This is a genomic window from Streptomyces sp. NPDC005863, assembly GCF_042871345.1.
In the GTDB taxonomy this organism is placed as follows: domain Bacteria; phylum Actinomycetota; class Actinomycetes; order Streptomycetales; family Streptomycetaceae; genus Streptomyces.
On record NZ_JBIAII010000014.1, the window covers coordinates 1 to 18,885 of the forward strand.

The 18,885-nt window shown below is 67.6% G+C and carries 34 protein-coding genes; 31 read left to right on the top strand and 3 right to left on the bottom strand.

Features of this window, described 5'->3' with window-relative positions:
* Nucleotides 1-37: 37 nt before the first annotated feature.
* From ACFYO9_RS33870 to ACFYO9_RS33880, 3 genes are read right to left on the bottom strand one after another with little or no spacing between them, the layout of a single operon-like run.
* Nucleotides 38-343: a hypothetical protein gene (locus ACFYO9_RS33870; RefSeq protein WP_388666825.1), complete on the bottom strand. Its 306-nt coding sequence runs from the start codon at nt 341-343 to the stop codon at nt 38-40.
* Nucleotides 340-867 (bottom strand): GIY-YIG nuclease family protein, encoded by a 528-nt coding sequence (locus ACFYO9_RS33875; RefSeq protein WP_388666828.1) that lies wholly within the window; start codon nt 865-867, stop codon nt 340-342. The genes ACFYO9_RS33870 and ACFYO9_RS33875 overlap by 4 nt, the downstream gene beginning before the upstream one ends.
* A gap of 10 nt (nt 868-877) precedes the next feature.
* Complete coding sequence (locus tag ACFYO9_RS33880; protein WP_388666831.1) at nt 878-1,165, bottom strand: hypothetical protein; 288 nt, start codon at nt 1,163-1,165, stop codon at nt 878-880.
* Nucleotides 1,166-1,313: 148 nt separating this feature from the next.
* Between ACFYO9_RS33880 and ACFYO9_RS33885 the strand changes: the two genes are divergently transcribed.
* The 31 genes from ACFYO9_RS33885 to ACFYO9_RS34035 all read left to right on the top strand — a co-directional run bounded on the left by ACFYO9_RS33885 (nt 1,314) and on the right by ACFYO9_RS34035 (nt 18,883).
* Nucleotides 1,314-1,691 carry a hypothetical protein gene (locus ACFYO9_RS33885; protein ID WP_388666834.1) on the top strand — a complete coding sequence of 126 codons (378 nt, stop codon included), beginning with the start codon at nt 1,314-1,316 and terminating at the stop codon, nt 1,689-1,691.
* A 233-nt stretch (nt 1,692-1,924) separates the two neighbouring features.
* On the top strand, nt 1,925-2,287 hold the full coding sequence (locus ACFYO9_RS33890) for a hypothetical protein (protein ID WP_388666837.1): 363 nt from the start codon (nt 1,925-1,927) through the stop codon (nt 2,285-2,287).
* The gene (locus tag ACFYO9_RS33895; RefSeq protein ID WP_388666839.1) at nt 2,284-2,559 is read left to right on the top strand and encodes a hypothetical protein; all 276 of its coding nucleotides are present in this window, start codon (nt 2,284-2,286) and stop codon (nt 2,557-2,559) included. Before ACFYO9_RS33890 ends, ACFYO9_RS33895 begins: the two co-directional genes overlap by 4 nt.
* Nucleotides 2,556-2,810 carry a hypothetical protein gene (locus tag ACFYO9_RS33900; protein ID WP_388666842.1) on the top strand — a complete coding sequence of 85 codons (255 nt, stop codon included), beginning with the start codon at nt 2,556-2,558 and terminating at the stop codon, nt 2,808-2,810. The genes ACFYO9_RS33895 and ACFYO9_RS33900 overlap by 4 nt, the downstream gene beginning before the upstream one ends.
* A complete protein-coding gene (locus ACFYO9_RS33905) occupies nt 2,807-3,583 on the top strand; it encodes a hypothetical protein (RefSeq protein ID WP_388666845.1) in 777 nt (258 codons plus the stop codon). The genes ACFYO9_RS33900 and ACFYO9_RS33905 overlap by 4 nt, the downstream gene beginning before the upstream one ends.
* Nucleotides 3,584-3,706: 123 nt before the next feature.
* A complete protein-coding gene (locus ACFYO9_RS33910; RefSeq protein WP_388666848.1) occupies nt 3,707-4,438 on the top strand; it encodes an HNH endonuclease signature motif containing protein in 732 nt (243 codons plus the stop codon).
* Nucleotides 4,439-4,509: 71 nt separating this feature from the next.
* Nucleotides 4,510-4,770 (top strand): hypothetical protein, encoded by a 261-nt coding sequence (locus tag ACFYO9_RS33915; protein WP_388666850.1) that lies wholly within the window; start codon nt 4,510-4,512, stop codon nt 4,768-4,770.
* 139 nt (nt 4,771-4,909) lie between these two features.
* Nucleotides 4,910-5,671 (top strand): hypothetical protein, encoded by a 762-nt coding sequence (locus ACFYO9_RS33920; protein ID WP_388666853.1) that lies wholly within the window; start codon nt 4,910-4,912, stop codon nt 5,669-5,671.
* 124 nt (nt 5,672-5,795) lie between these two features.
* Complete coding sequence (locus tag ACFYO9_RS33925; RefSeq protein WP_388666856.1) at nt 5,796-6,026, top strand: hypothetical protein; 231 nt, start codon at nt 5,796-5,798, stop codon at nt 6,024-6,026.
* Between the two features lie 389 nt (nt 6,027-6,415).
* A complete protein-coding gene (locus ACFYO9_RS33930) occupies nt 6,416-6,814 on the top strand; it encodes a hypothetical protein (RefSeq protein WP_388666859.1) in 399 nt (132 codons plus the stop codon).
* A 28-nt stretch (nt 6,815-6,842) separates the two neighbouring features.
* On the top strand, nt 6,843-8,258 hold the full coding sequence (locus ACFYO9_RS33935; protein ID WP_388666861.1) for a hypothetical protein: 1,416 nt from the start codon (nt 6,843-6,845) through the stop codon (nt 8,256-8,258).
* A 15-nt stretch (nt 8,259-8,273) separates the two neighbouring features.
* Nucleotides 8,274-8,561 carry a hypothetical protein gene (locus tag ACFYO9_RS33940; protein ID WP_388666864.1) on the top strand — a complete coding sequence of 96 codons (288 nt, stop codon included), beginning with the start codon at nt 8,274-8,276 and terminating at the stop codon, nt 8,559-8,561.
* Nucleotides 8,562-8,633: 72 nt separating this feature from the next.
* Nucleotides 8,634-8,966: a hypothetical protein gene (locus ACFYO9_RS33945; RefSeq protein ID WP_388666867.1), complete on the top strand. Its 333-nt coding sequence runs from the start codon at nt 8,634-8,636 to the stop codon at nt 8,964-8,966.
* A gap of 16 nt (nt 8,967-8,982) precedes the next feature.
* Nucleotides 8,983-9,738 (top strand): HNH endonuclease, encoded by a 756-nt coding sequence (locus ACFYO9_RS33950; protein ID WP_388666870.1) that lies wholly within the window; start codon nt 8,983-8,985, stop codon nt 9,736-9,738.
* 20 nt (nt 9,739-9,758) lie between these two features.
* Nucleotides 9,759-10,601, top strand: coding sequence for a hypothetical protein (locus ACFYO9_RS33955; RefSeq protein ID WP_388666872.1), 843 nt, complete (start codon nt 9,759-9,761; stop codon nt 10,599-10,601).
* A complete protein-coding gene (locus ACFYO9_RS33960; RefSeq protein ID WP_388666875.1) occupies nt 10,592-10,885 on the top strand; it encodes a hypothetical protein in 294 nt (97 codons plus the stop codon). Before ACFYO9_RS33955 ends, ACFYO9_RS33960 begins: the two co-directional genes overlap by 10 nt.
* Before the next feature lie 14 nt (nt 10,886-10,899).
* Nucleotides 10,900-11,544, top strand: coding sequence for a glycosyltransferase family 2 protein (locus tag ACFYO9_RS33965; RefSeq protein ID WP_388666877.1), 645 nt, complete (start codon nt 10,900-10,902; stop codon nt 11,542-11,544).
* Between the two features lie 44 nt (nt 11,545-11,588).
* A complete protein-coding gene (locus ACFYO9_RS33970; RefSeq protein WP_388666880.1) occupies nt 11,589-12,845 on the top strand; it encodes an NAD(P)-binding domain-containing protein in 1,257 nt (418 codons plus the stop codon).
* Nucleotides 12,842-13,438: a class I SAM-dependent methyltransferase gene (locus ACFYO9_RS33975; protein WP_388666883.1), complete on the top strand. Its 597-nt coding sequence runs from the start codon at nt 12,842-12,844 to the stop codon at nt 13,436-13,438. Before ACFYO9_RS33970 ends, ACFYO9_RS33975 begins: the two co-directional genes overlap by 4 nt.
* Entirely contained in the window at nt 13,435-14,118 is a 684-nt protein-coding gene (locus ACFYO9_RS33980; protein WP_388666886.1) for a galactosyltransferase-related protein, read from the top strand. The genes ACFYO9_RS33975 and ACFYO9_RS33980 overlap by 4 nt, the downstream gene beginning before the upstream one ends.
* A 19-nt stretch (nt 14,119-14,137) precedes the next feature.
* The gene (locus tag ACFYO9_RS33985) at nt 14,138-14,317 is read left to right on the top strand and encodes a hypothetical protein (protein WP_388666889.1); all 180 of its coding nucleotides are present in this window, start codon (nt 14,138-14,140) and stop codon (nt 14,315-14,317) included.
* A gap of 21 nt (nt 14,318-14,338) precedes the next feature.
* On the top strand, nt 14,339-14,608 hold the full coding sequence (locus tag ACFYO9_RS33990) for a hypothetical protein (protein ID WP_388666893.1): 270 nt from the start codon (nt 14,339-14,341) through the stop codon (nt 14,606-14,608).
* Nucleotides 14,605-14,964 carry a hypothetical protein gene (locus tag ACFYO9_RS33995; RefSeq protein ID WP_388666895.1) on the top strand — a complete coding sequence of 120 codons (360 nt, stop codon included), beginning with the start codon at nt 14,605-14,607 and terminating at the stop codon, nt 14,962-14,964. The genes ACFYO9_RS33990 and ACFYO9_RS33995 overlap by 4 nt, the downstream gene beginning before the upstream one ends.
* 18 nt (nt 14,965-14,982) lie before the next feature.
* On the top strand, nt 14,983-15,198 hold the full coding sequence (locus ACFYO9_RS34000; RefSeq protein ID WP_388666898.1) for a hypothetical protein: 216 nt from the start codon (nt 14,983-14,985) through the stop codon (nt 15,196-15,198).
* Nucleotides 15,198-15,515 carry a hypothetical protein gene (locus tag ACFYO9_RS34005; RefSeq protein ID WP_388666900.1) on the top strand — a complete coding sequence of 106 codons (318 nt, stop codon included), beginning with the start codon at nt 15,198-15,200 and terminating at the stop codon, nt 15,513-15,515. The genes ACFYO9_RS34000 and ACFYO9_RS34005 overlap by 1 nt, the downstream gene beginning before the upstream one ends.
* Complete coding sequence (locus tag ACFYO9_RS34010; RefSeq protein ID WP_388666903.1) at nt 15,508-15,744, top strand: hypothetical protein; 237 nt, start codon at nt 15,508-15,510, stop codon at nt 15,742-15,744. Before ACFYO9_RS34005 ends, ACFYO9_RS34010 begins: the two co-directional genes overlap by 8 nt.
* 305 nt (nt 15,745-16,049) lie before the next feature.
* A complete protein-coding gene (locus ACFYO9_RS34015) occupies nt 16,050-16,286 on the top strand; it encodes a hypothetical protein (RefSeq protein ID WP_388666906.1) in 237 nt (78 codons plus the stop codon).
* On the top strand, nt 16,271-16,486 hold the full coding sequence (locus ACFYO9_RS34020; RefSeq protein ID WP_388666909.1) for a hypothetical protein: 216 nt from the start codon (nt 16,271-16,273) through the stop codon (nt 16,484-16,486). Before ACFYO9_RS34015 ends, ACFYO9_RS34020 begins: the two co-directional genes overlap by 16 nt.
* A gap of 347 nt (nt 16,487-16,833) precedes the next feature.
* A complete protein-coding gene (locus ACFYO9_RS34025; RefSeq protein ID WP_388666912.1) occupies nt 16,834-17,787 on the top strand; it encodes an HNH endonuclease in 954 nt (317 codons plus the stop codon).
* 45 nt (nt 17,788-17,832) lie between these two features.
* The gene (locus ACFYO9_RS34030) at nt 17,833-17,976 is read left to right on the top strand and encodes a hypothetical protein (RefSeq protein ID WP_388666915.1); all 144 of its coding nucleotides are present in this window, start codon (nt 17,833-17,835) and stop codon (nt 17,974-17,976) included.
* 418 nt (nt 17,977-18,394) lie between these two features.
* The gene (locus ACFYO9_RS34035; protein ID WP_388667028.1) at nt 18,395-18,883 is read left to right on the top strand and encodes a hypothetical protein; all 489 of its coding nucleotides are present in this window, start codon (nt 18,395-18,397) and stop codon (nt 18,881-18,883) included.
* Nucleotides 18,884-18,885 lie beyond the last annotated feature (2 nt).

Genomic DNA, 18,885 nt, shown 5'->3' on the forward strand with positions numbered 1-18,885 from the left:
GACAGCAGAAGACTCGCGGCACCCACCCGCCACCACATCAACTTTGGTGCACTCTCATTCGTACGAGGTGGTGCACGTTCATTTGTACGCCGACATCCGGCCCGTCGATGCCGAGGTCGGCGTGGATGCGCTGGTAGATGCCGAGTTCGAGCAGCGGGATCTGGATGTCACCCCAAGGTGTCGGGCCGATCAAAGGCGTGAGCGCTTTGATGCGTTCCTCGATGTCGTCGCAGGCCACGGACCACTGGCCGTTGAGGGCATGCTGGCGTGCCGTTTCGAGGTCACTCCACAGGCGGGCGAGTTCCTCGCGGGCTACTTCGGTGAGCTTCTCGGTGTCGATCACTTGGGCTCCTTGCCTGCGCGTTTGGCTTCGGCTTCCCGCCCGACGGTGGGTTCCCGTCGGCGTTGAACGCCCTCGGTGCGGGCGATGCGGCGGAAGACCTCGGGGGTCATGCCGGTGAGTTTGGCGAGCTGGCCTACCGGGGCACCTTCGCGAAGAGCGCGCGCGGCGATGGCCTTGATCTGTGGTTCCAGCGCGCGCCGCTCTTCCAGGGCCTTCCTGTACTTGGCGTACAGCTCGGCGGGGTCCTCTGGGATCTTGATCCCGCTCGACGGAGGTGATGTCCAGCGGTGTTGTGTGTTGTAACGAGGATGCTCGGTCTGGATCGCCTGGCGCTCCGCGTCTTCCGCCCTGGTCCGAGTAGCGAGCCACTTAGTCTCGCGACGTTCTACCTCGTGCCACCAGTCCTTCGTCAAAGAGTGCTGCCCCCAACGCACGTCCGGGTTGCGACTGATGCCGACGTACAGCAGGCGTCCGTCCCGATCAAAGAGCCGGTAGAGCGCGGTCCGTCCGGGGTGCTTTGGCACTGGCTTCTCCCTACTCGGAGGTCCCGCCTCCGGCTGCCTTCTTGGCGCTGACAACGGTGCGTTCGCGCAGCGGCGGGATGCCAGCTGCCTTGGAGATGCGCCCGACATGCTGGCGCTCGTAGGGGACGTGCCGAGTGACCTCCGAGGGCCCCAGGGTGCGGGCCTTGAGGACGTCGACGATGCCCTCGTTCAGGGCGGCGCGGGCGGCTTCGAGTTCCTCGTCGGCCTTCGTGAAGGCGGCGCTGAGTTCGTCGAGCCGGTCGCGTGCTGCCTGCTGCTTCTTCTCGGTCGCGGTCATGCCCATAAGGATGCCACGCGTTGTCGCATCTCCACTAGGCACCCTAGCGGTGCATCTCAAAGTTGTCACCTTGTAAGACCTCTTGACGATGCAACATGAGGATGCAACTATGGAGTCATCGCCAGGGAGACCAGCAGGGGAGACGGGAATGACCAAGGGCCAGCAGTTCGCAAAGATCATGCGGAGCAACCTCGGTATCGGCGCCCGCACCCGCCGCTTCCGTAAGGGCGTCGACCTGCACGCCCAGATCATCGAATGCGTCCGCAACGCGACCTACTACCCCGGCTGCTACACCGGCGAGCGCGCGGAGTCCTTCCAGGCCGCCTTCGCAGCCCAGGTCTCCTACACCAAGCACATCACCGGTGGCCGCGCCGACGTATCCGTGATCACCCACACCACCACCCTGACGCCCTGGCAGCTGTGCGCCCTGCTCGGCGACATGGTCGACGCCGGCATCACCAACGTCGGCGAGGGCGAGCGCTTCTTCGCCGACATGGCGCGCCAGCTCACCGCCCCGGCCGCCTGATCCACCCCAGGGCCCGGCCGGGGGAGGCCGGGCCCGCCGATCCACCGCACATCCGCACCCGAGGGAGCCCGCCATGAACGCATTCGAGATCGTCCGCACGATGTGGGAGCACCGCCAGGCCCTGATGGTCGCCCTCGCGGCTGCCGTCGCCGCACTCGCTGTGGCGAGCGCCGTGATCAAGCCCGGACGGTGAAGCCCCCACCCGACTCGTGCTCGCTGCCCAGGAGACTCCTATGTGCGACAAGGCCACCAGGAACGCGCGGCTGCGGATGATGCGGCTGGCCCGCCAGCGAGACACGCTCGCGTCGGTCGAGGGTGTCGAGCAGCGCACCTCCATGAACGACGCCCGTATCGCCCTGTGCATCGCCATGGGACGCGACCTCGACGACATCGACGCCACATCCGGGCACGACCTCAGCCGCGAGGCCTACGAGAACGTCCGAGCGTCTTGGCGCTGGAACATCCAGATGCACGGATGGAACGACTGGATGCAGCGGGGAGTCGACGAGGCGCTGGCCAACTGGCGTGAACACCGACCGGAGTTCGTCGAGGGTGACGACTGGCTCGCCGGGGTCGTGAAGGAGGACCCGTCGTGATCGCGTTCCCGCGCACGGACGTCCCGGTCTCGGACGGTCTCGCCACCCGCATCGGCCGCGCCTACCCCGACCACATCCAGGCCGCCATCGCCGAGGCTGCTGACGCGATCCGCCGGCTGCACCTGTGCCGGCCGCCCCGCTACGAGGAAGGCCGACAGAACGCGCTCGCCGACCTCGCCCGCGCCAACAAGCAGCTGGCCGCATGGAACCCGCGCACCGTGTACGGGGCGGGCGACCTGCCAAAGCAGATACGACGGAAGGAAGAACGATGAGCGTCTGGAGCGTGCAGGTTGCCGTCGAAGGCCAGCCCGGGAAGCCGCTCGCCGTCCGCGTCGACGCCCCGTCGCCCGAGGAAGCGTTGCAGCAGATGCGGGACGCCATGCGGGAGATCCGGCTCCTGTCCGAGGAGCCCGGCGGCAGCGAGTACACGATCAGCGTCTTCCACCCCGGCTACCGCGAGGGCGACCTGTCCGTGATCGCCGAGAAGGTCTCGCTCGTCACGATGAAGAGGGGGCCGCAATGAATCCCGAATCGGTCATCAGTCAGCTTCGGGCCGCATGGGAGCAGGAGGGCGCCGGAGCCCGGCGTTACTCCTCTCACCGGTCGCCGTACCGGCCGATCGCAAGCAGCGAGCAGGACCAGACCACCCCTGACGGAGTCACAAACCCGCTGTGGGACGTCGTCCGGTGGATGCCCGCCGAGCCTGACTGGCATGACGGCAGACTCGAACCCACATACACCTACCTGGCGTTCGATAAGGGCGAGGCCGCCAGGCTGGACGCGATAGGCGCCGGGCGCCAGGGGCTCGCCACCCGCTACGCCTGGTCGATCATCTCGCCGGGTGACGTGACGTGGATTGCCGACCAGCTTGCTGGCCGATCCGTCGTCGAGATCGGTGCCGGAACCGGCTACTGGGCGTGGCAACTTGAGCAGGCAGGCATCGACGTTGCCGCCTACGACCCGCACCCGGCCGCCGAGGACAACACGTACTGCAAGGCCGGCCCGTACACGACCGTGCTCCGCGACGACGCAACCGCCGTGAAGCACCACCAGGATCGGGCTCTGCTGATGGTGTGGCCGCCCTATGGCGGTGAGCATGCCCGGCATGCCCTATCGCTCTACGAGGGCGACCTGCTGATCTACGCCGGGGAGTCCTGGGGTGGCTGCACGGCCGACGATGAGTTCTACGAACTGCTGGACGCCGAATGGAACGAAGTCTCCGTGGCGCCGCAGCATGTGACCTGGTGGGGCATCCACTGCCGCCTCGCCGCCTACAAGCGCAAGGACCGCGCATGACCACCCCACCCACCCCGTCGCCGACCGAGCCCGGCCGGGCGGACTGGTGGGAAGACGACCCGCACGAGACGGCGCGCCGAGACCGCGCTTGGTTTGACCAAGATCCATACGAGGAGGGGGACGATGGCTGACGAGGTGGTGGACCCCTGCGCAGGGCGCCAGCCGCACGGGAAGTGGTGCTGTGCTAGGCACTATGTGCGCTGGACGCGGCGAGGGACCGTGCAGCCGCCCCAGCGTGCCACCCTCCAGGATCGCTTCTGGAGCAAGGTGCGCAAAGCTGCAGACTCCTGCTGGGTTTGGACCGCAAGCTCACGCAACGGGTACGGGACGATTGGAACGGCTGACGGTAAGCAATACGCGCATCGGCTGTCCTATGTGTGGCACCACGGCCCGATAGCCGAAGGACTGGTGGTCCGTCATCGCTGCGACAATCCGCTCTGCGTGCGGCCCGACCACCTCGAACTCGGAACCAAAGCTGACAACAGTCGGGACATGGTGGAGAGGGGGAGGTCGCCGCGTAACTCTTGCGCGGCCAATACCCACTGCCCCAACGGGCACCCGTTCGACGAGAGCAACACCTACTGGCATCAAGGATCCCGGCAGTGCAGGGCATGCAAGTCGGAGTACGACCGCCGTCGACGGGTGGCGACGGGCGCCGCCGCCCGATCGAACCGCCTAACGGGGAATGCGCGCGCGGCACTCAGTAAGACGGCCGCGGAACGCTACTTGGCAGGTGAAACGCTGAAGGAGATTGCCGCCTCGGTGGGCCGCTCGACGAACTTGATCCGGAATCTCCTCGCTGAAGCCGGCGTGGAGATTCGTCCCAAGTCCTACCGCCGGCGATCTGACACCTGACGCCTGCCTCAACCTCCGCCGCAACGCCTCCGGCGCGGCAACGCCATCTACGACCGAGACGAGGGCTGATCATGCATCGAGCCGGAGATCACGTCACCGTTCTCGACGGCCCGGAAGCAGGCCAGACCCTGCCGATCGTCTCCGTCCGCAAGTACGCCACCGACAACGGCTACTACCTGCGCGGAGGCAGTGGCCTCTACGCACCCCGCCAAGTCGAGCTGGCCACCGAGCGGGCTGGCGGCAACCCGTGCGGCAGCGCATGCGACGAACACGTCCACGGGCTCGTCGGGGACTGCGACCACTGCCTCGGCCGCTGCCGCTGCACCACGTGACCCCCGTCGTCGAGCCCCCAGTCCCGCCACCCGGGCTGGGGCTCGCGCGTTCCTGTGCCATTGGCCGCTGATTGTCAACCGCTCGTGCACAATTGGCGCAGACGTCGCCCTGCTTCCCGTGCCACCCGAGGAGCCCGCCGTGCACGATCACCCCACCCAGCAGCCCTGCCCCGGCCCCTGCAACAATGCGTGGCGTCGCGCCGAAGTCCTACTCGCGGAGACCGGCGCCGACCACCACCTCACCCCCTGCTGGGGGTGGCCCGTGCAGTGTTACGACTGCGTCGAACGCGCACGGCAGCAGGTCGCTGAGCTGCCCGGGCTACTGACCCAGATACAGCTCGAAGCGCTCCACGGAGCGCGCCCGCAAAGCACCGCAACCATCGGAAGCCGGCCAAACGACGCCCCCGCCTGGCCAGGCCAAGCCGCCAGACTCCTCATCGACGCGCTTCTCGGCGAGATGGAAGAACTCGTCACGGACGTACTCATTCAACGCCGACTCCGTGCGCCCGAGTTCGAGCTCGTCACGGCGGGGACTCGTGAAGGGCGACGCATCGGCGCAGCCTGCTCCACCCTGGCCGCGCATCTCGACTGGATGATGCAACGCCACCCCGCAGCTGGTGAACCACACGACGCCGGGAACGCCAACCCGGCGGGGCAGATCCGCCACTGGCACGCCACCGGCCAGCGCTTCACCAAGCAGCACCCGCAACGCGACGTCCGCAAAATGGCGCCATGCCCACGCTGCAAAGGCCCCTACCTCGCCGAGTCACGGGACCTGCGACTCGTCGACGACCGGCCATACATCGAATGCCGCGACCCGGACTGCCGCCGGATCCTGACGGGCGCCGAATACGACACCTACGTGAAGGCCCTTGCCGCCGTCGTCACACAGGCCGCTTGACTTCCACGCGCATCATGCATGATCCTGAGGCCACGCGCAGCATGCCCGTACATGCTCAAGGCCTCACGGACCAGTCCGTTGAGGCCTTTTCTCGTGCTCAGGCACCCTTCGAGGAGGTGGCCGTGTGGTTGACCTGACCGCAGACCTTCAGACCGCCCTCTGGACCGTCGCCGAAGCCGCAGAGGCCGCCCAAGTCCGCCCCAACGTCGTCCGCAACTGGAAGTACCGCGGCGTCCTTGAACAAGCAGACGCCGACCAGTACGGACGCCCCCTGTTCCGCGCCATAGACGTCATCAACGCCGAAAAGGCAACCCGAGAGAAGGCGCGCCGGATCTATCCGGCCTACGCCGCCTGATCCCCTGCGCTGGTGGTCGCGCAGGTTGGGTCTTGTAGCGCCCCCAGCGCTCGGCCCACTCGTCCGCCCAGTCCGTGGGGGACTGGGCGGACATAAAGCTCGGGGCGCCGCTCACGCTCCGACGTCCCGCCGTCACTTCACCCACCGCCGACGGCGGGACACCCCGACGCAGAGGTCCCGGATGCTCTGGCGCAGCGCCTGGTGGGCGTCCATGCGGCAGACCATCGCGAGGCGTTGAGACTCCCCGGGACCTCTGCCGCACCAACCTCAACCCTGGAGGCCCCCGTGCCCGACGAGTACGTGCTGCGGCTGGAGGCCTCCGGCGAGGTCACCCCCGCACCCGACCCCAACCCTGATGCCGACACGTCTGACCCCGAGGAGGGGGAACGATGACCGCAGGACTCGCCCCCAGCCTCGTCTCCGGCTGGCTCAACACACTGCGCACCGCAGGCGCCGCCTACGGGCCCGTCGCCGGGACGTACATACAGCTGCACACCGGCGACCCCGGCGCCGCCGGCACCACCGCCGTCAGCGTCGGATCGACGACCCGCAACAGCTGCACCTTCGCCGCCTCATCGTCCGGCTCAGCGCTCGCGCTCAGCGGCGCACCCTCCGCGTGGACCAATGGCGGCACCTCGGAGACGCTCACCCACATCTCCGTGTGGACCGCCTCATCCGCCGGAACGCTGCTGTTCACCGTCGCGCTGACGGCTTCGAAGGCGTGGGCGTCCGCGGATTCCTTCTCGCTGACGACTTTGGGCGTCTCGCTAACTCCGCAGTCCGCCTGACAGCAAGCGGCTGGAGCGGGAGGCCGCCGTGACGACGTTCACCGACGACTTCAACCGCGCCGACTCCACCAGCCTCGGCGCCAACTGGGTCGAGGTATCGGGCGACTGGTCGATCACCTCCAACCGGCTCTCGTCGGGAAGCGCAGGCGGCACGATCATCCTGCGGGCGGCCGGAGCGATGGCGACCAACGACCATTCCGCCCAGGTGACGATCTCCACCACGGCGGCCGTCAGCCACGGCGTCTGGTGCCGCGGCAACACGACCATCACCAGCGGCTACCTGTGGCGCAACGACGGCAGCAACTGGACCCTGTTCGCCGTCGTCGGCGGCTCCTTCATCAGCATCGGCAGCTACACCGCCGCAGCCGCTAACGGCGACGTGGCGAAGGTCCAGGCCGTCGGCTCGACGATCCGAGGGTTCGTCAACGGCATCCAGCGCGTCTCCGTCACCGACACGAACGTCGCCACCGGCACCAGCGTGGGCCTTCGCGCCGAATCCGTCGCCGCCCTGCGCTTCGACGACTTCACCGCGGCAGACGTCACCAGCGGCACCACAGGCGACGCGGCACTAGCGAGTACCGCCACACTGTCCTCGTCGGGACTACGGGCCGCCACCGCACCTGCCGCCCTCGCCGCCACCGCCACCCTGACCACGTCAGGCATCCGCGCTACCACAGGCAATACAGCAATCGCGGCCACAGCGGCCCTGACCGCAAGCGGAACGCGAGCCACGACAGGCGGCGCCGGCCTGGCATCCTCGGCCGGCTTTACGGCGGATGGAAGCCGCGGCACCGCGGGCACGGCGGGCCTTACCGCGACGGGTGCCCTGACCGCAGCCGGACAACTGACAGCGGCCGACGACGCAGCACTCACCGCCACAGCAGATCTCACCGCAGCAGGGCGGCGTGACGCCGTCGCTGCAGCGGTTCTGGCACCTACCACCGACCTGGCCGCCACCGGATTGGTGGGCCAAGCCGGGCATGCCGCGTGCGCCACAACCGTCGACCTCGCCGCGAGTGGAGTACGCCAAGCAGAGGCCGAGGTAAGCCTGACCGCCACGGCCCTCCTGACCTCGCAGGGGCGGGTCGACCAGAGCAGTGGCGGCACCCTGACAGTCACCGCCGCGCTAGCGGCCGGCGGGGTTACGGGCGCGCCACCCGTCCTCGGCGACGCTGCACTGGCGGGGACGGGCGCACTCGCCGCGTCGGGCCACCGCAGCGCGAGCGCAGGGACTGCCCTGGCCGCCACAGCGACGCTCGCAGCAACAGGAACCGTAGCGGCGCGTGCCAGCGCGGCGCTCTCCGCCACGGCCACTCTCAGCGCGGGCGGGGCAACGCTCTCCACCCACGACGACATCGACATCACCGTCGGTGCCCCGTACAGCCGTTGGTCGACAGGGCAGCCGTACACGCCTGCATGGACCGCACACCCGCCGTACCTGTGACCGGGGGTGGCACGCGTGCAGATCCCCGCGAGCAGCACCGAGTACCTGCACATCCCCGTGGAAGGCCCGGACGGAGTGGATCTCGCCGGCTCCCCGGTGAAGATCGCGGCTGTGGCGCACCGCGACAACCCGTCCGAAGCGGAGTGGCAGACCGCCGACTGGGTCGGCGACGAAGCCCGGATCCTCATCGGGCCCGGCAGTGAACTCGTCCTCGCCCGCGGCGACTACCGCGTCTGGGTGTCCGTCGACCCGCCGGGCGCGGAAAACATCACCCGTATGTCCGGGCATCTCGGCGTCACCTGACCAGCAAGGAGGGCAGTAGACATAGCGGACAATCTGACCAATACAGCCGAGAACCGTTGCCTCGACTGGATCATGGGAACGGCGACGACCGCCCCCACGCTCCCGCTGAAGGTCGCCCTCGTCACCGCCAACGGCTCCGACAGCGCGGCCGGCACCGAGGCCACGGGGGGCAGCTACGCCCGCAAGAACCTCACCGTCGGCGCCGCAGCCTCCGGAGCCACCTCCAACTCGGCCGACCTCGTATGGAGCGGCATGCCAGCCGGGACCTTCGTCGGCGTCGAAATATGGGACTCCGCAGGCACACCCGTGCGCCTCTGGTACGGGGCGCTCGCCGCGAGCCGCACCGTCCTGGCCGGGGACGAGATCAAGATAACCGCAGGCAGTTTGTCGTTCGCCCTGCAGTAATTCTTAACTTATCTCCATGGTGCTGGAGCCCGAGCAACGAGCTGCGATAGTCAGGGAGTTCGCGCGAGGCGATGACCCCGACGACGTGGCGAGCAGATACGGAATCACGCGGCAGCACGTCTACCGTTTGAGCTCCAAGGAGGGCGTCCACCGCCGCCGCCGCAAGGTTCCGCTGGAGGATCACGCAAGAGTCGCTCAGCGGTACGAGGGCGGTGAGACTCTCGCGGAGATCGGTGCCACCTACGGCTGCTGCGAGGTCACCATCAGGACGATCGTGCGCGGTGTAGGCAGTCCTACTCGGTCGCCGGGCCCCCGGCGTAAGAGCTTCAGCGAAGAGCAGAAGCAGCAGATACTGGCTTGGCGTGAGCAGTCAGTCCCGCAGGAAGAAATAGCGCGCCGCATGGGCGTCCACCAGACGAGAGTCAGCCGGTACCTGATCAGCGTGGGAAAGACGGCTCGACTGTACGGGTCGCGATACAAGAACGGCCGCATCCAGGTGGGCGGGTACATCTTCGTCCGCATGGAGTGGGATCACCCGTTCGCTTCGGCGATGCGAAACAGTGGCGGGTACGTTTCTGAGCATCGTCTTGTTATGGCCGAGGCGCTAGGGCGACCTCTCAAGAGGCACGAGACGGTCCACCACGTGAACGGCGACAGGCACGACAACGCACTAACGAACCTGCAGTTGCGCTTCGGCAACCACGGTAAGGGTGTCGTCCTCAAATGCGGTGATTGCGGATCAGCGAACGTGGAAGCCCAACCGCTGGGCTGAGTGTGACGGCGAGGTGAGCGATGCCTCTGCTGAGCACCCTCGTGGACACATTCAACGACAACGTCATCGGCCCGGACTGGGGCAACGCCTACGGAGGCGTCACCGAAACCGGAGGCCGCGCCCGCATCCCGTGCATAGCCGGCCAATATGCCGGCTACCAAACCGCCAAGACATGGACACTCGCCGGCAGCTCCGCCTACCTGCAAGTCCCCCTGGCCGCCGCGGCGAACGGGGGCACCGTAGAGGTCCAGACCGTCTTCAGCATCATCACGACGACAGCTGGCACGAACCTCGCGTTCAACATCAACACCGTGGCGGGCACGATGCGCTGCGAGTCGAACGTCGCCTACTTCGACGGCGCCGCCACATCGCTCACCTACAACGCCACCACGCATGCATGGCTGCGGATCCGTGAAACCGGCGGCAACGTCCTGTGGGACACCTCCACCGACGGCTCGTCGTGGACCAATCGCCGCACCCTCGCCACCCCCGCCTGGGTCACCGCAGCGACGGACACCTGCGCGCTCGACCTGTGGTCCTACCGCAACAACGGCACCACGAACTACGCCGAGTTCGACAACGTCAACACCTCGGCAAGCTCGGCCAGCACATACTTCGGGTCCGCGGCCCTCACAGCCGACGGAGCTCAGACCGCAGCAGCGACCCGCTCCATCATCATCGCCGCTGGCGTCAGCGCAGAAAGTGGCCTTGCCGTCGCCAGCGTCCAAAGCGCGCAAGCCTCCGCCGCGCTCTCCGGTAGCAGCGAACTCAGTGCACAGACCGACGCAGTCGACACCGACGACCTCACCATCCAGTACAGCGAACCCCGCGGAGGATGGACGGTGAGCCAGCCGTGGATCTAGCCGCCATCTCCACCGAGTTCGTGAAAGTCACCGTCGTCGCGCGTGCCGGAGGCACCCAGATCGCGCTGGCCGTCCCGCCACGCTTCGCTTTCCTCCTCACCGACACCAGCCCCGAAGACGGCGACTGGCTCACCGGCGAATGGACCGCCCCCCATGGCCGGATCCTCATCGGCCCCAACGGCGGCATCACCAGCCTCGAGCCCGGCGCCTACACGGTGTGGATCAAATTCGCGGGCGGCTCCGAAACGCCCGTCTACCGGGCCGGCACCATCACGGTCTACTGAACGGAGACCTTCTGTTGATCTCCGTTCTCCTGCCGTCCCGCGGCCGCCCCCAGCCCCTCACCGACACCGTGAGCGGCCTCCTCGACCTGGCAGACCACCCCGACGGCATCCAAATCCTCATCGCCGCCGACCCCGACGACACTCCCACCCTGCACGCCGCCCTCCCCGGCCAAGCCACGATCTGGGCGGCACCACAGCGATACGGCTACCCACGCCTCCACGAATACGTCAACCGACTCGCCGAACAGGCCGCCGGCGACTGGCTGATGCTGTGGAACGACGACGCCCGCATGCTCACCGCCGGCTGGGACCACCGCATCGAAGAGCACGAACCGGCCGTGCTGTGGCCGCACTCCAACGACATCGCCACCTGCAACACCTTCCCCATCTGGCCCCGCGCCTGGACCGACCACCTCGGCCACGTCAGCCTGTCGCCACACTGCGACTCCTGGATCCAGTACCTCGGCCAAACACTCGGCCGCCACCCACGCGTGAACATCGACATCCTCCACGACCGGGCAGACCTCACCGGCGGCCACGACGACGAGACCCGCGCCGAATCCCTCGCCGGATACCGCACCGCCGACTACGGCAGCCCCGCCATGGACACTGCACGCGCCGCAGACATCGCCAGCCTGCGGCAGTACCTGACCAGCTAACCGGCCGCCGTCAGGCGGACCCGCGCCCCGGAAGGCAACACCACATGAGCACAGTCGGCTGGATCGGCCTCGGCAAGCTGGGCGCCGTGTGCGCGCTGACCCTCGCCAAACACGGCGGGCACCGCGTCATCGGCTACGACCCCTCACCGCGGCCCGCACAGATCCTCCGAGGCGAGGTGCCGCCCCCGCAGGAGGAAGGCATCGAGGCGCTCCTCCCGGGAGCAGACCTCACGCTGGCCTCCTCACCCGCACAGGTCGTGGCCACTGCCGACGATGTCGTCTTCGTGGCCGTGCAGACCCCGCACAGCCCGGCCTACGGCGGCGAAACCCCCATGCCGCAGGAGCCGCAGGACTTCGAGTACCAATACCTCGTCCAGGCCGTCCGCGACCTCTGCAGGGCCGCGGCCGAACAGGCGAAGCCGATCACCATCGCTGTCATCTCCACCTGCCTGCCCGGGACCATGAACCGGCTGATCCGGCCACTCCTGAACGAGTTCACGACGCTCGTCTACAACCCGGCGTTCATCGCCATGGGGACGACGATCGCCGACTGCCTGAAGCCCGAGTTCGTCCTCATCGGAGCCGATGACCGCCGCAACGCCCAGCCAGTCCTCGACATCCACGCCACGGTCCACGACCGCCCGGCGCAGATCATGAGCATTGAATCGGCTGAGCTAACGAAGGTCGCCTACAACGTCGCCGTATCCACAAAGATCGTTGTAGCGAACGCCATCATGGAGATCTGCCACAAGACCGGCGCTGACTGCGACGCCGTCACCGACGCCCTCGCCGCGGCCACCGACCGCGTCGTCTCCGCGAAGTACATGCGCGGAGGGATGGGAGACGGCGGCCACTGCCACCCCCGAGACCTCATCGCCATGTCCTGGCTCGCCCAGCGCCTCGACCTGTCCACCGACGTCCTCGGCTACATGGTCCGAGCGCGCGAAGCCCAGTCCTCATGGCTCGCCGACCTGGTCCAGCAGTGGGGCGAACAGACCGGCTTCGACATCATGATCCTCGGCAAGGCGTACAAGCCCGGCTCCGACCTCACCGGCGGCAGCCCGGCGCTCCTGCTCGCCCACCAACTCCGCCAGCGTGGACTCAAGCTGGAGCACTGGGACCCGCACGTCGACACCGGCGGCGCCTTCGCCCCCGACCGGCCCGGCGTCTTCGTGATCGCCACCCGGCACGACGAATTCCCCGACTACCGCTTCCCGTCCGGCTCCGTAGTCATCGACCCGCACGGATACATGCCCGACCAGCCCGGCGTCACCACCACCCGCGTTGGCAGGAAGGGGTGACCACCGTGCACCCCCAAGACGTCATCGACGCCTGGAACCAGGACGGCGCCGCAGCCTCCATCCACCCCACCCGCGGCATCAGCGAGAACGCCTACTGGGCAAGCGGACAAGCGCAAGCAGAACTTCTCGCCCAAGACATCCCCGCCGGCGCCAAGGTCATGGACTTCGGGTGCGGTGATGGCCGCGTCGCCATCCCACTCCGCGACCTGGGGTACGACGTCGCCGGCGTCGACGCCTCGCCACGGATGCTCGCTGCACTCGCCGAGCGCGCCGCCAGCCTCCCCGTCTTTCAGTCCGACGGAAGCGACTTCGGCAAGCATCTCGGCCGCCGCAAGTTCGACGCCGTCTACTGCCTCGCCGTTCTCATACATCACAGCTACGAGGCCGGCGAGCAGCTCATCGCGCGCCTCCGTGCGGTCGTCCGCAAGGGCGGCCTCCTCATCCTCGACTGGCCCACCGCCGACCAGCCCGCCGAAGCCAGCGAATGGATCGGCGTCACCACCTGGTCGCCCGATCAGCAAGACAACATCACCACGCGGCTCGGCCTGGTCCGCAGGGACCTCGACCGACCCTGGGCGGTGTACCAAGCATGAGGGTCGCCGTCGTCATCCCGTGGCGGCCCGGCACCCCCGAGCGCAACGCCCACCACCAGTACGTGCAAGCCCACCTCCGGCAGCTGCTGCCCGACGCGATCCACCTGGACGCCGACAGCGGGCACCGTCAGTTTTCCCGGGCCGGATCCCGCAACGAAGGCATCCGGCAAGCCGAAGCGGCAGGAGCAGACATCGTCGTGCTCTGTGACGCCGACACCTTGCCCGAGGGCGAGCCGCTGCTCGCTGCCATCGCCGACACCGAAGACGGTGTCCTGCACCTGCCGTACAGCTGGTACCGCGGCCTGTCCCGCGACGGCACGCAGGCCCACCTCGCAGGCGCCCCAGCCGCCGACTGCCCGACCGACCTTGCCCACGAATGGGCCACCGGCGGCATCCTCGTCATCCGCCCCGACGCCTGGTGGCGGGCCGGCGGCATGGACGAACGCTTCGAAGGCTGGGGCTTCGAGGACGCCGCCTTCCGCATCGCGTCCGACGCGCTCCTCGGACCGACTGTGCGCCACGCCGGCGCGATCACCCACCTGTGGCATCCGCAGGAGTCCGGCCTGGGCAGCCCTCAGCACGTCGCCAACGGGCAGCTCTGTCAGCGCTACGTCGACGCGACCGGCAAACCCGACGACCTCCGCAAGGTCGTCGCTGAACACGCTCACGCCACCGCCTGACGACCTAGGAGCCCGCGCCATGCCTGCACCTGACCACGCGCTGATCGACCGGCTCGAACGCGAACTCGGCATCGGCCAGGAACCAGAGCGCCCGATCCGCCCCGACCGCACCGTCTGCCTGATCAAAGACTGCGACGGCGACACCACCGAACTCCGCACCTTGAGCGGCGTGCTGATGATGCGCATCCACGAACACTGACCCCACGGAAGGCCCGCGCCCATGGCTTCCCCCGTACCTGACCTGCCCCTGTGGGCATGGAACCTGATCATCGCCGTGCAAGGCCACGAAGAGCGGCACGCCAGCAGCGACCGCTGCCTGAAAGGCATCCTCGCCGCAGTACCGCCCGAAGTTCGCAGCCAAGCCGAAGCGATCGCCGCCTACGTGCAACAGGCGCGCGGCGACGACCTCGCCGACAAGGCCGCCGACACGTGGGCCGACCTTATGGTCGGGTTCTTTCCACATGCTGACGAAGCCAAGGCGGCGCCGTGACACGCCACCAAGTCACGATCACCATGCGGCCACCCACCCGGATCGAACGCCTCTGGTACCGGAGCCTCGGCATCCCCGCGCCAGCCGCATGCGGAGCGCCGAAGAAGTGGGAAGCCTGGATCCGGCTCCTGCCGCAATCCTGGACGCGCATCCACCAGCGGTACGCGAAACGCCACGGCTTCTACTGGCTGCCCTGCGTCCTCTGCAGCCGCCCCTACGGCGGCCACCAGCACGCAGGCAGCATCCCCGACCCCGAATACGGGCCCGGCTCCGGACGCAGCGTGGGAATCTGCCCGCACTGCACCCGACACGGCCGCCACATTGAACTCTCTGACGACGACCTGCCCGTCTACTGATCACCAGGAGCCCGCGCCATGGCAGCAGAGATCACAGCACCCGTAGAGATCACCACCTGCCTACCCGGAGCCGTCCCGATCGGAGGACGTATCGGCACCCTCGCCGTAGAACTCCGGGGTAACACGCTCCACGCAGACGACGTCTACCGTGCCCTTGGCAGTCTGCTCATCGAGGCAGGCAACTACCTCATCGACAACGCTGCTCTCCCCGACGCGAGCGAGGGCGACGCCTGATGGCCCGCCTGCAGATCCTCGAACTCCCCGAAGGCAGCGGCGACGACCGGCCGCCGTTCGTGCTCGTCGTCGACCAGTGCATGCCGCAGCGCATCGCCCTCGGCGCAGATGCCCCGTACCGCGACTACTGGCAGGGCCTCACCGACAAGATCGGGGCCCGAGGCGTCATCGTCACCCCCGAGACCGTCGACATCCCCGCCAACGAGCCCGAGCGGCGGGTCGTCGACGTGAGCGGCTTCGGAGAAAACCTGAAGAATAGGCTTCAGCGGGCGACGGAATCCCAGCAGGCAATAGGCGAGGAATCCGGCGATGGCTGACCAGAAGATCGGCCAGCTCCTCGACTCACTCGGCGTCACCATCGACCTCGACGAAGGCGACATGCCAGTTGATGCGCACGTTCTCCTCAAGGTCATCAAAGACGACGGCACCGTCAGCCTCGTCAAGGCCGTCAGTGAATCCCTCGACTGGATCAGCGTCGTCGGCATGCTCACCGCCGCCCTCCACATCGAGAACGGGCGATACGTCGACAGTCGCGACGACGACTGACCGGAGGCGGACGTGAGTGGTGGCTGGCAGAACTCCGACCGCAAGAGCCGGCTGCCCTCCAACTGGGCTCGCCTGCGCGCTGAGACGCTCGCCAGGGATCCGATCTGCGTTCTATGCGGCGTGCGGCCATCGACGCATTGCGACCACATCAAGGCCAAGACCGACGACCACAAGCAGCTCCAAGGCGTGTGCGAGCCGTGCCACATGCGGAAGTCGTCAGCCGAAGGGAACGCCGCCCAGCGCGCCAACCCGCGGCCCGGACGGACCCGCCCGAGCGAACCCCACCCAGGACTGAGGTGACCAGCATGCTGTCGACCTACGTGCGCGTCCCGCACGGCACCGACCCCAAGGAAGCCGCCACCAACGAGATCCTGGGGGCCGCCCAGAAGGAGCACGTCTTCCTCACCCGGCCACTCGACCTCAAGCTCACGTGCACCACCGGCGGCACCGCCCAGCTCGCCGCCGTCATGGGCCTCGAACCCGACCAAGGTCACGACGTCTACCGCGTCGACAGCGACACCGTGCCATGCCCGCATACCTGATCGTCCACGCGGAACGGCGCGGTGACGACACCCTCATCGAAGACGACCACCTCACCGTCCAGTTCGACCCGCACTGGGTCACGATCTTCGACGAGACCGGGCCCTGCTTCGCCGCACCCCGCGAGAAGATCCACGCCGTCATCCGGGTAGACGAAGACCAGGACCCCCAACCCCTGGAGCCCGCGCCGCAGAAGGAGTGAGAGCTGTGGCCAGCAAGGGCAAGAGCAACCGTCGCATCGTCCGACAAGGACGCCGGTACTGGAGCGACAAACCCACCAGCCGTGGCAAAGCCGCCGGCATCGGATACGCGCCCCGCTCCGGGTCGTTCACCCGCTGCGTATCCCGAGTGCAGCGGTTCATGGGACCGCGGGCGAAGGGGTACTGCGCGCTCCGCTTCCATGAGGCGACCGGGGTGTGGCCCGGATCGAAGGCGAACCGAGGGGCCAAGGGGCGCCGAGGCTAGGTCAACAAAGCCCGACCAAATGGCAGTTGCCCTGCGATAATGGGATGAAGAAACCCCGGCGACTGCGCTAACAGTCCCGGGGCCGTGGACAACCTGAGCGAACAGGTCGACATGACACAGACTACGCGCGCCTGCCTCGACTGCGGCGCAGACATCAGCCATCGGCACGGGAACACCCGACGATGCGAGCCGTGCTCAGCCGCCCATCAGAAGAAGCAGTCATCCCGCAACCCAGACGACTCCGCCAAGTGCTTCGACCGCAACGAGGTCGACGAGTGCACCCGAGGGAAACTGCGGCGCCTTCGCTGCTCCAAGCACTACAAGCGGGCAGTCAAGGCCGGAACCGATCTCGCCCCCTCGCCCCGCTCTTGCCTGGCCTGCGGCACGGGCTTCACGCCGAGTCGCCACGATGCCCTTCATTGCTCGCGGCGCTGCACCACGCAGACCAGCTACAACCGCAACCGTTGCCCGGACGAAACCAGACTCTGTGCCGAGTGCGAGACGCCCTTCCCTGTCACTCGATCAGACAGGCTTACCTGCTCGCTGAAGTGCGGCAAGCGGCGTATCGACCGGCGCAGGAACAAGGGAGTCCGCGACTTCCTGTGCGCGCACTGCTCGTCCACCTTTCAGGCCGTCCGTTCGGATGCTCTGTACTGCTCGCCGTGGTGCAGCAAGCGGGCGTACTACACGGCGAACCGAGAACTGCTGATCGCGCGGTCTATCCAGTGGGCGGTCCAACACCCGGAGGAAATGCGCGTCCGGCGTCGCGCCCGTCGGGCGCTGAAGCGGAACAACCCTGGCAGCGTCGGCGTACTCCTGGACGACTGGCGCCGACTCGTCACCCGGTACCGCGATAGGTGTGCCTACTGTGGACGACAGCTCGAGACCGTTCAGATGGACCATGTCATCCCATTGGCGCGAGGTGGACGTCACGCGATCGGCAACGTCCTACCAGCTTGTCCGACCTGCAACCACTCGAAGCAGGACAAGATCCTTGCAGAGTGGCGACACCGACGGAAGCTGCCACTCGCGGCCTGACGAGGGTGAGTGCAGGCGATGACCGACACGCTTCACGTTACGCCAGTGCGCGACCAAGTCGTGCACGACACCAGCACGGCCGAGCCGGACTGCGTGTGCGGACCTGAGGTCAGGCCAGCCGAGCAGGAGGATGGATCGGTGGGCTGGCTGCTGGTGCACCACTCCCTCGACGGCAGGGAGCAGGCGTAGGGGCGTCACCTGCCCGCCCCGCTGCCCCACCCCGAGGGGCACGATGGTGGGCACCACCTGGTCGGGCAGGGCAGGGGTGAGGCGTGCAGGTGCAGTGCTGCATGGTGATGCGATGGTGGTCGTGTGAGAGTGATCAGTTGTTGATCGTCGAATCGATCAACGATTGAAGTCGATGAAGATCGAGAACGAAGATCGATTCGTGATCATTGAGCTTGATCAACGAGGTCCTAACGATCTCCGTTCAAGGTCAACTCGACCGCCTAAACGATCTCCTGAGTGATCCAAACGATCTCCGATTTGACCTATTCGGGGATCATGCCTCTGACCTGGGGGTATGCCCCTGACCTGCGGTTATGCGGATCGGGACCGTATACGCGCTGTCCTTCTGTACGGGCCTGGGGATCTGGAGGTGGTCGCGATGGCGGGCCAAGGGCCAGCCCCGAAGGACCCCGCACGGCGGGCGCGGCGGAACAAGGACGCGCAGCCTCAGACGATCCTTCGGTTCGAGCGGGCGGAGGCTCCCGATCTGCCGGACTTCCGGATCGAGCAGGACGGCGATCTCGTTGAGTTCGTGTGGCCGGAGCGCACACGCGAGTGGTGGCAGATGTGGGTCGACTCTCCGCAGGCCGAGCACTTCGGGTCGACTGACTGGGACTTCCTGCTCGACACGGCCCTGATCCATGCTCGCTTCTGGCGAGGAGATCTGTCGGTGGCCGCTGAGCTTCGCCTTCGGGTCGCCAAGCACGGGGCCACGATGGAGGACCGAGCGCGTCTGCGCATGGCGTTCGCCGAGGCGGATGGCGCGGACGGCGGACAAGGCTCGTCGGGCACCGATGCCGCGAAATCGCGGTACGCGAAGCTGCGGGTCCTCAAGCCCGGCCAGGAGGGCGAGGCCTCCGGGGGGTGATC

Coding starts and splice junctions, on each gene's coding strand:
- ACFYO9_RS33910 (WP_388666848.1), top strand. CDS start 3,707: ATGGCTGACGAGGTGGTGGACCCCTGCGCAGGGCGCCAGCCGCACGGG.
- ACFYO9_RS34010 (WP_388666903.1), top strand. CDS start 15,508: ATGGCTGACCAGAAGATCGGCCAGCTCCTCGACTCACTCGGCGTCACC.
- ACFYO9_RS33890 (WP_388666837.1), top strand. CDS start 1,925: ATGTGCGACAAGGCCACCAGGAACGCGCGGCTGCGGATGATGCGGCTG.
- ACFYO9_RS33945 (WP_388666867.1), top strand. CDS start 8,634: ATGGGAACGGCGACGACCGCCCCCACGCTCCCGCTGAAGGTCGCCCTC.
- ACFYO9_RS33880 (WP_388666831.1), bottom strand. CDS start 1,165: ATGACCGCGACCGAGAAGAAGCAGCAGGCAGCACGCGACCGGCTCGAC.
- ACFYO9_RS34020 (WP_388666909.1), top strand. CDS start 16,271: ATGCCCGCATACCTGATCGTCCACGCGGAACGGCGCGGTGACGACACC.
- ACFYO9_RS34035 (WP_388667028.1), top strand. CDS start 18,395: ATGGCGGGCCAAGGGCCAGCCCCGAAGGACCCCGCACGGCGGGCGCGG.
- ACFYO9_RS33990 (WP_388666893.1), top strand. CDS start 14,339: ATGGCTTCCCCCGTACCTGACCTGCCCCTGTGGGCATGGAACCTGATC.
- ACFYO9_RS33915 (WP_388666850.1), top strand. CDS start 4,510: ATGCATCGAGCCGGAGATCACGTCACCGTTCTCGACGGCCCGGAAGCA.
- ACFYO9_RS34000 (WP_388666898.1), top strand. CDS start 14,983: ATGGCAGCAGAGATCACAGCACCCGTAGAGATCACCACCTGCCTACCC.
- ACFYO9_RS33985 (WP_388666889.1), top strand. CDS start 14,138: ATGCCTGCACCTGACCACGCGCTGATCGACCGGCTCGAACGCGAACTC.
- ACFYO9_RS34015 (WP_388666906.1), top strand. CDS start 16,050: ATGCTGTCGACCTACGTGCGCGTCCCGCACGGCACCGACCCCAAGGAA.
- ACFYO9_RS33970 (WP_388666880.1), top strand. CDS start 11,589: ATGAGCACAGTCGGCTGGATCGGCCTCGGCAAGCTGGGCGCCGTGTGC.
- ACFYO9_RS33905 (WP_388666845.1), top strand. CDS start 2,807: ATGAATCCCGAATCGGTCATCAGTCAGCTTCGGGCCGCATGGGAGCAG.
- ACFYO9_RS34005 (WP_388666900.1), top strand. CDS start 15,198: ATGGCCCGCCTGCAGATCCTCGAACTCCCCGAAGGCAGCGGCGACGAC.
- ACFYO9_RS33980 (WP_388666886.1), top strand. CDS start 13,435: ATGAGGGTCGCCGTCGTCATCCCGTGGCGGCCCGGCACCCCCGAGCGC.
- ACFYO9_RS33885 (WP_388666834.1), top strand. CDS start 1,314: ATGACCAAGGGCCAGCAGTTCGCAAAGATCATGCGGAGCAACCTCGGT.
- ACFYO9_RS33950 (WP_388666870.1), top strand. CDS start 8,983: ATGGTGCTGGAGCCCGAGCAACGAGCTGCGATAGTCAGGGAGTTCGCG.
- ACFYO9_RS33900 (WP_388666842.1), top strand. CDS start 2,556: ATGAGCGTCTGGAGCGTGCAGGTTGCCGTCGAAGGCCAGCCCGGGAAG.
- ACFYO9_RS33930 (WP_388666859.1), top strand. CDS start 6,416: ATGACCGCAGGACTCGCCCCCAGCCTCGTCTCCGGCTGGCTCAACACA.
- ACFYO9_RS33955 (WP_388666872.1), top strand. CDS start 9,759: ATGCCTCTGCTGAGCACCCTCGTGGACACATTCAACGACAACGTCATC.